11 protein-coding genes are annotated in these 13,001 nt (G+C 63.6%); 5 read left to right on the top strand and 6 right to left on the bottom strand.

What is annotated here, in order from left to right:
• Position 1 precedes the first annotated feature (1 nt).
• The 3 genes from JI59_RS06730 to JI59_RS06720 all read left to right on the top strand — a co-directional run bounded on the left by JI59_RS06730 (position 2) and on the right by JI59_RS06720 (position 2,460).
• Positions 2 to 697: a hypothetical protein gene (locus tag JI59_RS06730; protein WP_007013528.1), complete on the top strand. Its 696-nt coding sequence runs from the start codon at positions 2 to 4 to the stop codon at positions 695 to 697.
• A 78-nt stretch (positions 698 to 775) separates the two neighbouring features.
• Entirely contained in the window at positions 776 to 2,047 is a 1,272-nt protein-coding gene (locus JI59_RS06725) for a Zn-dependent hydrolase (RefSeq protein WP_007013529.1), read from the top strand.
• 83 nt (positions 2,048 to 2,130) lie between these two features.
• Positions 2,131 to 2,460 (top strand): WYL domain-containing protein, encoded by a 330-nt coding sequence (locus JI59_RS06720; RefSeq protein WP_239000596.1) that lies wholly within the window; start codon positions 2,131 to 2,133, stop codon positions 2,458 to 2,460.
• Between the two features lie 77 nt (positions 2,461 to 2,537).
• Here the strand turns inward: JI59_RS06720 and asnB are convergent, their stop codons facing one another.
• From asnB to JI59_RS06695, 6 genes are all read right to left on the bottom strand, one after another.
• On the bottom strand, positions 2,538 to 4,466 hold the full coding sequence (gene asnB, locus JI59_RS06715) for an asparagine synthase (glutamine-hydrolyzing) (protein ID WP_007013531.1): 1,929 nt from the start codon (positions 4,464 to 4,466) through the stop codon (positions 2,538 to 2,540).
• A 32-nt stretch (positions 4,467 to 4,498) separates the two neighbouring features.
• Positions 4,499 to 5,590: an aspartate/ornithine carbamoyltransferase family protein gene (locus JI59_RS06710; protein ID WP_007013533.1), complete on the bottom strand. Its 1,092-nt coding sequence runs from the start codon at positions 5,588 to 5,590 to the stop codon at positions 4,499 to 4,501.
• A complete protein-coding gene (locus tag JI59_RS27975; protein WP_007013532.1) occupies positions 5,587 to 5,709 on the bottom strand; it encodes a hypothetical protein in 123 nt (40 codons plus the stop codon). The genes JI59_RS06710 and JI59_RS27975 overlap by 4 nt, the downstream gene beginning before the upstream one ends.
• Positions 5,706 to 7,130 carry a sodium:solute symporter family protein gene (locus tag JI59_RS06705; RefSeq protein WP_007013534.1) on the bottom strand — a complete coding sequence of 475 codons (1,425 nt, stop codon included), beginning with the start codon at positions 7,128 to 7,130 and terminating at the stop codon, positions 5,706 to 5,708. Before JI59_RS06705 ends, JI59_RS27975 begins: the two co-directional genes overlap by 4 nt.
• Complete coding sequence (locus JI59_RS06700; RefSeq protein ID WP_007013535.1) at positions 7,120 to 7,506, bottom strand: hypothetical protein; 387 nt, start codon at positions 7,504 to 7,506, stop codon at positions 7,120 to 7,122. Before JI59_RS06700 ends, JI59_RS06705 begins: the two co-directional genes overlap by 11 nt.
• A gap of 422 nt (positions 7,507 to 7,928) precedes the next feature.
• Entirely contained in the window at positions 7,929 to 8,399 is a 471-nt protein-coding gene (locus JI59_RS06695; RefSeq protein ID WP_007013536.1) for an Lrp/AsnC family transcriptional regulator, read from the bottom strand.
• A gap of 98 nt (positions 8,400 to 8,497) precedes the next feature.
• Between JI59_RS06695 and putA the strand changes: the two genes are divergently transcribed.
• Positions 8,498 to 12,109: a trifunctional transcriptional regulator/proline dehydrogenase/L-glutamate gamma-semialdehyde dehydrogenase gene (putA, locus tag JI59_RS06690; RefSeq protein ID WP_038577161.1), complete on the top strand. Its 3,612-nt coding sequence runs from the start codon at positions 8,498 to 8,500 to the stop codon at positions 12,107 to 12,109.
• Positions 12,110 to 12,445: 336 nt separating this feature from the next.
• The gene (locus JI59_RS06685) at positions 12,446 to 12,997 is read left to right on the top strand and encodes a dihydrofolate reductase family protein (protein WP_038575687.1); all 552 of its coding nucleotides are present in this window, start codon (positions 12,446 to 12,448) and stop codon (positions 12,995 to 12,997) included.
• Positions 12,998 to 13,001 lie beyond the last annotated feature (4 nt).

Genomic DNA, 13,001 nt, shown 5'->3' with positions numbered 1-13,001 from the left:
GATGGCGCGAGGCCGTTCCCCCGTCCAGCAGGAGATCATCCGTGCCGCCCGCAGGCAGCGCGCGGCGCGGCTCCACCATGCGCGCAAGGAACGCTGGCGCTTTCGCTGGCGGCGTATCCGCCGTGCATTCCTGGCGCTGGCGGCCATCCTGGTCGCGGCAATCGGCACCGGTATCTTCATGGACGGCCTCTCCGACACGACCTGGCTGCTGACGATGTTGCTGGGCTTCATCGTTTTCGTGGTCCTGTCCATCTACCCGGCAACGCCCCGGCCCAGGGCCGACCAGCTTTCGGGCGTCGAACTGGCCGAACTGGCGGGATCGACCGAACTGTGGCTGGAAGCCCGCCGTCGGGCTCTGCCCAATGCGGCAATCGACGCGATTGACATGATCGGCGTGCGTCTCGAACAGCTCGCGCCGCAACTGGCCGCGCTCAACGAGAACGGTCCGGCCGCGCGCGAGGTGCGCAAGTTGCTCGCCGAACATCTGCCCGGGCTGGTCGACAGCTATACCCGTATCCCGCCGGCCCTGCGCAACAAGGAGCATGCCGGGAGCACGCCGTCCGAACAACTCGTCGACGGGCTGTGCGTAATCGCTGACGAGATCGAGGCGATGAGCCATGACCTGTCGCGCAATGACCTCGACGCACTGGCGACACGCAACCGTTTTCTGGAAACGAAGTATATCGACCAGGGCTGAGACGAGTCCGAGCCGGGGGTTGCCCCCCTGGCTTTGAAGGCGTTACCCTCGCGTCACGCAAAACAAGAAGGAGGACGCGTGGCCCAGGTTGATATCGAACGGATCGAGCGAGACATCACCGCCGTATCGAGGTTCGGTTTCAACGAGGCTGATCGCGGCGTTTACCGACAGGGCTTCTCCCCGGAGGACATGGCCGCCCGGGCGTGGCTGCGCGAGCAGTTCGAGAGCCTGGGCATGACCCATGAAATGGACGGGGCCGGGAACGTCATCGGACGCTATGGCCCTGCGGACAGGCCGGCAGTGGTGATCGCCTCGCACCTCGATTCGGTTCCGGCGAGCGGCATGTTCGACGGCGTTTTGGGCGTGATCGCCGGGCTCGAGGTGGTTCGCACGCTCAAGGAGAACGGCGTCGAACCCGCCTTTCCGGTCGAAGTCATCGCCACCAGCGAGGAGGAAGGCCGCTTCGGCGGGATGCTCGGCGCGCAGGCGCTGTCCGGGCACCTGACCCGCGAATGGCTGGACAGCGCGGCTGACGAGCATGGGCTGATGCTGCGCGACGCCATGGCAGCAGTCGGCCTCGATCACCTCAAGGCGCTTCACGCCTACCGTCGGCCCGAAACGATCCGCGCCTTTCTCGAACTCCACGTCGAGCAGGGGCCGGTGCTCGATACCGAGAAGATCACCATCGGCATCGTCGAGGGCATTTCCGGCGTCTTCAAGTGGAAGGTGCGGCTCATCGGCAAGGCCGACCACGCCGGGACCGCGCCGATGGACATGCGCGCCGATGCATTGATGGGCATGGTCGATTTCGCCCATGAAATCCCGCGCATCATCGACGAGGAAGGCACCGACAAGAGCCGCGTCACCATCGGCCATGTCGCCTGCAAGCCGGGCTTTCCCCACACGGTTCCGGGCGAAGTGGACTTCACCATCGTCGGGCGAGACCTCGATCACGAAAAGATGAAGGCGCTGGCCGAAGCCTGCGAGCGGGTGCTTTCAGCGATTGCCCGCAAGCACAAGCTGCATTTCGAGTACGAACAGATGTCCTGGCTCGAGCCGGCCTATTGCGACCGCACGATCATGGACCTGATCGAGGACAAGACCAGAAAGCTAGGCTACAGCTACAAGATCATGCCTTCGGGGGCCGGGCACGATGTCCAGTTCTTCTGCGAACATACGCGGGCCGGGCTGTTCTTCGTGCCGAGCGTCAAGGGCGTAAGCCACGCGCCGGACGAATGGACGCACTGGTCCGACATCGAGCGCGGGACTCAGCTGCTCTTCGAATGCGTCACCGAACTGGCCTGCAACGAAGCCGCCTTGCCCGAACGCGCGGAAGTGGCGCGCGTCTGAGAGCGATTGAGTTGCGCCATGTGCAAGACATATGGCATAGAATGCAACTTGATACGACGAGCTGAATTCGTCATTTTGCTGCAATGCAAAACGCTACTATGACTACTGTGTCGCCAGAACGATCGATTATTGAGGCCATTGCCCTCAAGCGCCTTATCGTTGCCATGTACAATGGCAGCGAGATGGAGCTTGCCCCGCATCAGCTTTTCGAGCGGCATGGCGACCTTTTCGTTAGCGCGCTCAATCCGCGCAAGAACTGGCGCAGCGACGAGGAGCGTCGCCTTGGCCACTTCAAGGTCGATGGCCTGTCCAATGTGTCGGTGACCGAAGAAGTCTTCGAGCCACTGCCGAACTTCGACGGTTCTCTGCCGCGCCCCGACGACAAGCAGCTTTTCGCTGTCGGCACCGACTGACCGGCTCGGATCGACTGCAGGATAGCGACCGGCAGGGGGCTGACCTGGAAGGTCACCCCCTCGCGTCCCTTGGAACCTCAGATCAGTTCCTCCATCGCGTGCAGTGCGATGGCGTGATTGAGGATGATGTCCTTGCGCGTGTTCTGCGCGTGATCGTCTGACTTGCGGTATTCCTCGATCGAGGCGCGCATCTTTGCCTCGTCGAAAATCCCGTGCGAGGCGATCTTTTCCGAGGACAGCCACTTCTCGATCAGCTTGTCGATCTCGGCCGCCTTCTTCACGTCGGTATGCGCCGGGGGCGCCATGAAGGCGAACTTTTCGCGCTTGTAGAGCACTTCGGGCAGGACGTGCTTCATTGCCTCGCGCACGACCCATTTCTCGACCCCGTCGCGCACGCGCACATGCGGCGGAATGCGCATGGCCAGTTCGGCCACGTGGTGGTCGAGGAAGGCCGGGCGGCTTTCCAGCGAGTTGGCCATGTCGACGCGGTCGCCGCCCCAGTTGAGGATCTGGCCTTCCAGCATGGTCTTGATCCAGGAATACTGGACCTTGTCGAGCACGTGGCGCCCATCAAGCATCGACTTGTCGAGGCTGTAAGCGATGGCGGCGATGGGATCGTAGTCGCCGAGCCTTGCCTTGAACTCGTCGGAAAGCAGCGGCTTCACGCGCTCAAGGGTGAGCATCCAGGGCTGGATCCAGCTCGGCGTGAAACCCATGACTTCCTCGAAAGCGGGGTGGCTGATCGTTTCTTCGGCGAGGACCGAGCCTGAGAAGATGGCATTGCGCTTGCGCATCTCCTCAGCCGCAGGCGTCGCGGCATAGTCGGGATCGTGAAGGAACAGGTCGGCCTTGAACTGGGCATAGCCGCCGAACAGTTCGTCCGAGCCTTCTCCGGTGATCACGACCTTGTAGCCGACGTCGCGCACGTGCTTGCTCATCAGCATCTTGGCGACGCCCAGCGTGTTGTAGAACGTGCGCTCCGAGAACATCACCGCGTCCTCGAAGTTCTTGCCGTAGAGGTCCTCTGCCTTGACCCGCAGGATGTCCTGGTCCGCGCCGGCCTTTTCCGCCATTTCCGTGGCGATATGGGCCTCGTCGTAGCGATCGTCGTCGAAAGAGATGGTGAAGGCCTTGACCGGCGACTGCTGGATCGCCGCAGCCATGCCCAGGATCGAGCAGGAATCGATGCCGCCCGAAAGATAGCAGGCGACGGGAACGTCAGCCTCCAGCCGGAAGGTGATGGATTCCACCAGCTTTTCGCGCACGGCCTCGATGTGCTCGTCGTCCGAGCGGACGTCGTGGTGCCCATCGAGCGGGAACTCGGCGTCCCAGTAGCGCTTCTGCTCAACCTCGAAGCCGTCGCCCTTGCGGGTGACGATCAGCATGTGCCCGGGCAGGACGGCCTGGATGTCCTTGTATAGCGTCATGCCCGGCACCATGACCTGCATCATCTGGTGCAGCTGCGCCTTGGGGCACACTTCGCGCGGCACGTCGGGATGGGCCAGCATGGCCTTCATCTCGCTGCCCCAGAAGAAGCCATTGGGGCCGTTGTGCCAGAACAGCGGCCGGATCCCGAAGCGGTCGCGCACCAGGATCAGCTGTTCCTTCTTTTCATCGAAGATCGCGAAAGCGAATTCGCCGCGCAGCTGTTCGACGAAATCGAAGCCGTGCTTGCGGTAGAGCTTGAGCGCGATCTCGCTGTCGGACTTGGTGGTGAACTCGAAGCCGTCGGTGCGCAGCAGGCCGCGCAGGCGCTTGTAGTCGTAGAACTCGCCATTGGCGGTCAGGACGAGGCCTGCGTCCTTGTCGAAGATCGGCTGGTCGCCGGCATTGAGGCCGATGATCGAGAGGCGGGTGTGGATCATGGCGAGGCCATGGTCCGGATCGAAATGGAAGCCGCGCCCGTCCGGGCCGCGGTGGTAGAGGCGGTCGGCCATCTTCTCGGCCAGCTTCGGGGTGTTGTCGGAGTAGCCCCTGGGGCTCCACAGTCCGGCAATGCCACACATCGTCGTTGTTTCCTTGGTTCTGGGCCCGCCGGTCAGGCGAGGAGTTCTGCAGGCACGACTTCCGCGACGCGACCGAAGATCGCGAGCAGCAACGCCTGGCGGATCCAGACGGCGCCGTCGGCCTGATTGAAATAGAGGTTGTGCTGGGTGTCATCGAGGCTGACGTCGAGTTCCTCGCCGCGTGCGAGCGGGTGGAGGATGACCGTGTCGTCCTTCAGCCTGCTCTTGTCGTTGAGCGAGAAGGCATCCCCGAAGAAGCGATAGCCGTCGCCCAGGTAGGCAATGGCGTTCATGTAGATGACGTCGAGATACTCGAGGCTCTGTTGCAGGTTCTGCGAGAAGTCGATGCCGATCGGGCTGTTCTTCGTCAGTTCGCGCAGTTCCTCGCCGAGCGGGTCGGCCATCTCGGAAAAGATGGTGATGTGGTTGATGTTCTCGTGGAACAGCAGCGCCAGCATCAGGAACGACTTGACCGTGCGCATGTTGCCCGGCGTACCGATGATGCCGATGTTTAGGCGGAACTTCTCCGGCAGGCTGGCCCAGGCGATCTCGGGCCGCCACTTGAGCAGTGCGTACCAGTCGGCCAGCGCCTGCGTGGGATGTTCGTCCGAACCGTTGCCGCCGTTGAGCAGGGGCACGCGCAAGTACTCGCACATTTCGCTCACGGCCGATTGCTCGGTGTGCCGCACCACGACGACGTCGGCGTAGGAATTGAACATCTGGCCGATGTCGCGCATCGATTCGCCCTTGGCGACGCCGGTGGTCTTGCCGTCGGCGACGCTGATCGTCTTGCCGCCGAGGTGAAGCATGGCGCTTTCGAAGGAAAGCCGGGTGCGGGTGCTGGGTTCGAAAAAGGCCGCAGCCATGATCTTGTCATCCATGGCATGGCCGACATCGAACCGCTTGAGCTGCAGGTAGGCCGCGAACTTGGCCAGTTCGCACAGAAGGTCCTTGTCGAACTGCGCGGCGGAGAGCACCGATGCACCGCGCAACTGGTCCAGCACGTGCAGCTTGAGCTTGGGCGATTTCGCGATGAAGTCGACCGGGTTCGGGCAATTGCCGATCTTGCCCGGGCGCTTGACGATGGCGGGGGCGTGATCGACCCGCGATGCCGGCAGGGTCACCAGATCTCTCCCCGCGCGATGTCGCGGATGAGCAGGGCGCCCAGTCCCAGCGCGGTGACGGCGCACCATGCCAGCGAGCCATAGACGAGAACGGACAGGAATTGGGTCGAGAAGGTCATTCAGCCTCCCTCAGCAGGGCCCAGTCGAAACGGGTCTTGGACAGGGCGCTGCAGGCCAGCACCCAGATCATGGAGACGGCAGTGGCGATCAAGGATGCCACGTAGAAGCCGATAGCGAAATAGAAGAACAGGCCGACGCCGGCGCCCAGCAGCATCCCGCCGACTGCGCCGGTCGTGTTGGCGCGGCGCCAGTAAAGGCCGGTGACGATCGGCCAGATCATCGAGCCGACCAGGGGGCCGGCAAAGAACAGTACCGTCGCCAGCGTGCCGATGCGCGGCAAACAGACCGCCCAGGTGAACAGACCGAGCCCCAGCGTTACCCACTGCGCCATCTTCTTGAGCGTCTCGGGATGGGCGGCAGGCCGGAACATGCGGCGATAGACGTCCTCGGTCATCAGGTCTGCGGTTGCCGCCAGCAGGCTGTCGATGCTGGAGGCGAGCGAGCAGAACACGATGATGAAGATGCCGATGGCACCGGCTTCACCCAGCACTTCGGCGACGACCAGCGGGCCGACCATGTCGGCGGCGGGCACCGGCACGTTGAGAGCGCCGGAGGCCAAAGCGACGAAACCGGCCGCGAAGGGGATCGGGAACCAGATCAGGCCGCCCAGCGCAAAGGCCTTGCCCGCTACGCCCTCCCGAAAGGCGAAGGCGCGGCTCCACCACACGTTGTTGTGAAAGACCTCGCCCAGCCCGAACAGCAGGTTGTTGAAGATCGCCATGATCGCCGCCGGGAACAGCACGTCGAGCAGGGCAGGGCGCTCGGCGGCGAGATTGGAGTGGATCTTCTCGACCGGGACGTGCGAGAGCACTGCCACGCCGACAATGACGATGCCCACGATGATGATCAGGCTCTGGATAAAGTCGGTCCCGATCACCGCGGCCAACCCGCCGCGCATCGTGTAGAGGACGCAAACGCCCAGGATCACCGACATGCCCCAGGCATAGGGAATGCCCGATAGCGTGTTGAGCAGGATGCCGCCGGCCATCGCCATCGAAACCAGCCAGGTCAGCGAGTAGAACAGGGTGAAGATGAGGAACACCGCCCAGGCGACGCGGCCGTAGCGCAGGCGGAAGAAGTCCCCGCTGGTATAGCCGTTGGGCATCAGCTTGCGGATGCGGCCTGCCATCGGCGCGAAGAGCAGCAGGCCGATCGCCGCCGTCGAGTAGGCGAGCATGCCCCATACGCCCAGTTGCAGGGCGAATTGCGGGGCCAGCATCGTCGTGTTCGAGGTGATCCAGGTCGCCGCTGCCGTTGCCGATCCCAGCGCGAGGCCGATATTGCGCCCGGCCAGGGCATGATCCTCGAAGCTCTTGTTGCGGCGGCCCCAGTAAATGCCGAGGCCGATCCACAGCACGCTGAAGGCGGCGAGCAGGGCCCAGCCGACGCCGGCCGGAAGGAGGGCGGCTTCACTTGTCATCGCGCGCTCCCCGGAAGATCACCGCGACCGTGGCGATGAAGACGAGGAAGCCGATTGCGGTCAGGATCAGCGCCTGGGTCAGCGACTGGTGCGTGACCGTGAGCTTGAGCGGCGCCGACTGCGCCCCGGTCTCGTCGCGCAGCGAGAAGTAGTAGGTTCCGCCGGAGAGTCCGGAAAGGAACAGCGCATGGTTCGGGCCTTCGTAGATCGTCCGGGCGTCGGAAAAATCCGCCTTGCGGGCCTGCTGGATGACAACCTCGCCCGAAGCGTCCCAGTCCAGCGTGGTATAGCCGGTGTCGCTGGAAAGCGGTTCGCTGGCAGAGAAGGACGGAGCCGGTGCAGCGATTGCGGCCGCAGGGATGGCCGACACGGCCATGGCTGCCGCGATCAGGGTGCCGGACAGCCGCAGGTGACGCGGCTTGCGCAGGGTTTCGCGCCGGATTGCACGAGGGGAAAGCGATCGACTTGCGGAGGTCAGTCTGGGCCTCCGGTCTAGGGACTTTCGCGTAGGGATTGTTCTTTTACCGTCCTGCCGGCCGCACTGCCGGTGCTCGTGCTGGTTACTCCTAGTAATATGGGGTGCTTATCAGATCGAAATATATAACTGAACCACCGACGGCCAGAAATTCGTGCATGTCTCCGAAACCGTGACTTTCATGCTTGTCACAGCGAAGATTCATTGCTCCGCTACGGTGACCTGAGACAGCCTTGCCGAGTGTCGGTTCTGGCCAGCGGAATGTATCGCACAGCCGTGCAGCGCATGGGTATTATTATACCGTCGCCCGGGCAATTTCCCGGTCAGCTGTTGGCGTCCTTGACCGTTTCCATCGCCACGAAAGTCGATGTGCTAGACACGTGGGGCAGGCTGGAGATCTTTTCGCCCAGCACGATGCGGTAACGACGGATGTCAGCCGTGCGGACCTTGAGCAGGTAGTCGAAGCTGCTGGCGATCATGTGGCATTCCTCGACTTCCGGCAGGCGCCGTACTGCCGCGTTGAATTCGCTCAGCGCCTGCTCGCGCGTGTCCGACAGTTTCACCTCGGTATAGGCGACGTGATCGAGGCCGAGGCTGGCCGGGTCGACGACGGCACGAAAGCCCCGGATGACCCCGGATTCCAGCAGGCGGCGCAGGCGCACCTGGCAGGGCGTCTTGCTGATTCCGACTTCCCGCGCGAGGTCCGTCACGGTCATGCGCCCGTCCTCCCGCAGTGCTGCGATGATTTTTCGATCTGTTCTATCCAGATCGACCTCTTTGTCGGTCAAAGTCATTCACATGGCCTAAGATTGTCCTGATAATTGGGAAAATAGATCTTCCTATGGCATCTGAAAAGGCAGATTGCCGAATTGCCTTGGATTATCATGACGGCATGACCCAGATCGAGCCCTTTTCCGACTTCGCCCCGCCCGTCCGCCCCGCTTCCGCGCTGCGCGAGACGATAACGGCCGCCTATCGCCGGGACGAAGCCGAGTGCATGGCTCCTCTGCTCGGTGCGGCGAGCCTGAACGACAAGCTGCGTTCGGATATCCGCGATACCACCAGCCGTCTCGTGATTGCACTGCGCAGCGGTCCCAGGGGCAGCGGCGTCGAAGGGCTCGTGCAGGAATACTCGCTCTCCAGCCAGGAAGGCGTCGCGCTCATGTGCCTTGCAGAGGCGCTGCTGCGTATCCCCGATGACGATACCCGCGACGCGCTGATCCGCGACAAGATCGCCGAGGGCAACTGGAGCGGCCACCTCGGCAATGGCAAGTCGCTTTTCGTCAATGCCGCGACCTGGGGGCTGGTGGTGACCGGCAAGCTTGTCGGCAGCGTCGATGACAAGGGTCTGTCCGCTGCACTCACCCGGCTGATCGCGCGTGCCGGTGAGCCGGTCATCCGCCGCGGCGTCGATCTGGCGATGCGCATGATGGGTGAGCAGTTCGTCACCGGCGAGACTATCGAGGAAGCCGTGAAGCGAGCACGCGAGCTGGAAGCCAGGGGCTTCCGCTACAGCTACGACATGCTCGGCGAAGCTGCGACGACGGCGGCCGATGCCTCTCGCTACTATGCGGACTACGAGAACGCTATCCACGCCATCGGTCAGGCCGCAGGTGGCAAGGGCGTCTATGAAGGCCCCGGCATTTCGATCAAGCTCTCCGCGTTACATCCGCGCTACAGTCGGGCGCAGGCAGGGCGGGTGATGGACGAACTGCTGCCGCGGGTGAAGGCGCTGGCGGTACTTTCGAAGCGGCATGACATTGGCTTCAACATCGATGCCGAGGAAGCCGACCGGCTCGAGCTGTCGCTGGACCTGCTCGAGAGCCTTGCGCTCGATCCCGAACTTACTGGCTGGAACGGCCTTGGCTTCGTGGTCCAGGCCTATGGCAAGCGCTGTCCCGCCGTCATCGACTGGATCGTCGATCTTGCCCGCCGGGCGAAGCGGCGGATCATGGTCCGCCTCGTCAAGGGCGCCTATTGGGATGCGGAGATCAAGCGCGCTCAGGTCGACGGGCTGGAGGACTTCCCGGTCTATACCCGCAAGGTCCATACCGACGTTGCCTACATCGCCTGCGCGCGCAAGCTGCTGGCCGCGCCGGACGCGGTGTTCCCCCAGTTCGCGACCCACAATGCGCAGTCGCTGGCGACGATCTACCACCTTGCGGGGCCGGATTTCAGCGTGGGCCAATACGAATTCCAGTGCCTGCATGGCATGGGCGAACCGCTTTACAAGCAGGTCGTCGGCAAGGATAACCTCGATCGGCCCTGCCGCATCTATGCGCCGGTCGGGACTCACGAGACGCTGCTGGCCTATCTTGTGCGGCGCCTGCTGGAGAACGGCGCGAATTCGTCTTTCGTGAACCGCATCGCAGATCCGTCGGTGTCCGTTTCGGAACTGGCCGCCGACCCGGTCGACGTCGTGCGCGCGATGCCCGAGCCGGGTGCGCGACATCCGCTGATCGCCCTGCCGCGCGACCTCTATCCTCATCGCCGCAATTCGGACGGTATCGACCTGTCCAGCGAAGCCGAGCTGGCGGCCCTGGCCGGTCAATTGCGCAAATCCGCAAGTATCGATTGGTATGCCATGCCCGAATATGGGCAGGGAGAGGAGCGCCCGGTCCTGAACCCGGCCGATCATCGTGACGTCGTGGGCTGCGTCTTCGAAGCCGCGCCCCAAGTGTCGGAAATGGCAGTCTCACGCGCGGCGCTCAGCCGCTGGAAGTATGTGCCGGTAGCCGAGCGCGCGGCTATGCTGGAAACCGCCGCCGACGTCCTTCAGGACCGGATCGGGGTGCTCATGGGTCTCGTTATGCGCGAGGCGGGCAAGTCGGCCGCAAATGCCATTGCCGAAGTGCGCGAGGCGATCGATTTCCTGCGTTACTACGCCAGGCAGGCCCGCGATACGCTGGGCGAGGATCAGGCGCCGCTTGGCCCTGTGGTCTGCATCAGCCCGTGGAACTTCCCTCTCGCCATCTTCATCGGGCAGGTCACCGCCGCACTGGTCTCGGGCAACCCGGTGCTGGCCAAACCCGCCGAGGAAACCCCGCTGATTGCTGCCGAAGCCGTGCGTATCCTGCACGAGGCCGGCGTTCCCAGGGATGCGCTCCAACTCGTTCCGGGAGACGGCAAGGTCGGCGCGGCGCTGGTGGCCGCCTCCAAGGTTGCCGCGGTGATGTTCACCGGGTCCATCGAAGTGGCGCGCCTGATCCAGCGGCAGCTTTCCTCGCGGTTGTCGCCGGCCGGCAAGCCGATCCCGCTGATCGCCGAAACCGGTGGACAGAACGCAATGATCGTCGATTCCTCGGCACTGGCCGAACAGGTCGTGGGCGACGTCATCGCTTCGGCCTTCGACAGTGCGGGCCAGCGCTGCTCGGCATTGCGCGTGCTGTGCCTGCAGGAAGACATCGCCGACCGCACCCTAACTATGCTCAAGGGGGCGCTGGCCGAATTGCGCATCGGCAACACGCAGCAACTGGCCGTCGACATCGGCCCGGTCATCACGGCCGAGGCCCGGGACAACATCAACGCGCACATCGAAGCGATGCGCAAGCGCGGGCACAAGGTCGAGCAGGTCGCGGTCCCCGCTGACGAGACAGCCCATGGCACTTTCGTGGCCCCGACGATCATCGAGATCGACAGCATTGCGGATCTCGGCCGCGAGGTCTTCGGCCCGGTCCTGCACGTGCTGCGTTTCCGCAGGGCGGACCTCGGCAAGCTGGTCGATGCGATCAACGCTACCGGCTACGGCCTGACTTTCGGCCTGCATACGCGACTGGACGGTACCGTGGCACAAGTTGCTTCGCGCGCGAAGGCAGGCAACCTCTACGTCAATCGCAACATCATCGGTGCCATCGTCGGGGTGCAGCCTTTCGGTGGGCGCGGCCTTTCGGGGACCGGCCCCAAGGCCGGCGGGCCGCTCTACCAGGGGCGGTTGGTCACGGTTCCGCCGCAGGTCCTCCCGCCCTCGGGAATACCTTTCGATGCGCTCGGTGCTTTTATCGAGTGGCTGGAGAGGCAAGGCGAGACTGCGGCCGCCGATCGCGCCCACGCGATGGGTGCGGCCAGCGCGCTCGGCACCGAGCTTGCGCTGCCGGGCCCGGTCGGAGAACGTAACCTCTATGCGCTGCATCCGCGCGGCCGGATCCTGCTGTTCCCGAAGACGCGCGAAGGGCTCTTCGCACAGATCGCCGCAGCACTGGCAACGGGCAATCGCGCGGTGGTGGAAGGCATGGCGCTTCCCGCCGACTTGCCGCGACAAGTGGCGTCCTTCTTCGAAAGCGACTCGGACGAATCGTTCGGTGCCGTGCTTGTCGAAGGGGGTAGCGAGGACGTTCGCAAGGCTTGCGAGGCAGTCGCAAGACGCCCCGGCGCGATCGTCACGGTCCACGCTTCTCTGCCGGGCAAGGATCTGGAGTGGCCGCTCGATTTTCTGCTGGAGGAAGTCTCCATCTCTATCAACACGACCGCGGCAGGCGGCAATGCCAGCTTGATGATGATCGGTTAAACTGTTGCTCTGGATGGTCTATTGTTGAAACCGGCCCGATTACTGCCTGACCGAAGGAACAGCTGGCGATCATTGAGGCCGTGCGTCAAAAGGACAATTGGCTAATCCTTATTGCGACGCAATTTCCATACTGCGGATGACATGGCGGCGATGGGGCAGGGACCCTCGCATAAAGACGTAGCCCGGTTGGATAGGAGCATGGTACACTATGCCCCTTGTGGTCGTTTGGCTGCAGGACCGCCTGACCGACCTATGGGAACTCTGACGGGGTTGGGCGGATTGTTACCGCTAGTGTGCCACTGCATGCGGCGTGGCACAAAGTCGGGAGTGAGTGGAATGGGCAGGATGATTATCGATGCCGCCACCAGCATGGACGGGTTCTGTGCCGATGCTCGCGGCCAAAGCATCATTCCCATCGAGGCCCTCAACCGTGCGGACTTGCGTCAGCCGCTGGTATCCGCCTGCGGGGCGGTGGTGATGAGCCGCCGCAGCTTCGATACGGTGACGGACCCGGATTGGTTTGCCGACAATTACGAGCTGCAGGTGCCGATTTTCGTCGTTTCCGACGATTCGCCGCCAGCACGCTACCCCAAGGAAAACGAACGCTTGCGGTTCCATTTCCTCGACACTTTCACCGAAGCGTTCGAGCGGGCGGAGCAGGCAGCCGGAGAGAAAGCCGTCCTTGCCATCGGCGAGGCGAGCACGGTGCAGGCCGCTTTGCTGTCGGGCATGGCCGACGAGATGTGGCTGCGCGTCATTGCCAAGGAAACCGGCGGCGGCACGCCCCTGTTCGGGCCTGGCAAGCCGGGCAAGGAATTCTTCGTCAGCGCCGTGGAAACGACACCGGGCGCCGTGCACATGAAACTCGAACGCCGCGTCGAGCATTAGCCTT

Origin of the sequence: Novosphingobium pentaromativorans US6-1, from assembly GCF_000767465.1 — a bacterium.
Classification (GTDB): Bacteria; Pseudomonadota; Alphaproteobacteria; order Sphingomonadales; family Sphingomonadaceae; genus Novosphingobium; species Novosphingobium pentaromativorans.
Note: the sequence above shows the minus strand (reverse complement) of the source record. Positions and strands in the feature narration are given on the sequence as shown.

Bases quoted from the DNA above. Each gene is read 5' to 3' on its own strand.
- JI59_RS06730 (WP_007013528.1), top strand. From the start codon at position 2: ATGGCGCGAGGCCGTTCCCCCGTCCAGCAGGAGATCATCCGTGCCGCC.
- JI59_RS06695 (WP_007013536.1), bottom strand. From the start codon at position 8,399: ATGACTTTGACCGACAAAGAGGTCGATCTGGATAGAACAGATCGAAAA.
- JI59_RS06685 (WP_038575687.1), top strand. From the start codon at position 12,446: ATGGGCAGGATGATTATCGATGCCGCCACCAGCATGGACGGGTTCTGT.
- JI59_RS27975 (WP_007013532.1), bottom strand. From the start codon at position 5,709: ATGACCTTCTCGACCCAATTCCTGTCCGTTCTCGTCTATGGCTCGCTG.
- JI59_RS06720 (WP_239000596.1), top strand. From the start codon at position 2,131: ATGCAAAACGCTACTATGACTACTGTGTCGCCAGAACGATCGATTATT.
- putA (WP_038577161.1), top strand. From the start codon at position 8,498: ATGACCCAGATCGAGCCCTTTTCCGACTTCGCCCCGCCCGTCCGCCCC.
- JI59_RS06705 (WP_007013534.1), bottom strand. From the start codon at position 7,130: ATGACAAGTGAAGCCGCCCTCCTTCCGGCCGGCGTCGGCTGGGCCCTG.
- asnB (WP_007013531.1), bottom strand. From the start codon at position 4,466: ATGTGTGGCATTGCCGGACTGTGGAGCCCCAGGGGCTACTCCGACAAC.
- JI59_RS06700 (WP_007013535.1), bottom strand. From the start codon at position 7,506: ATGGCCGTGTCGGCCATCCCTGCGGCCGCAATCGCTGCACCGGCTCCG.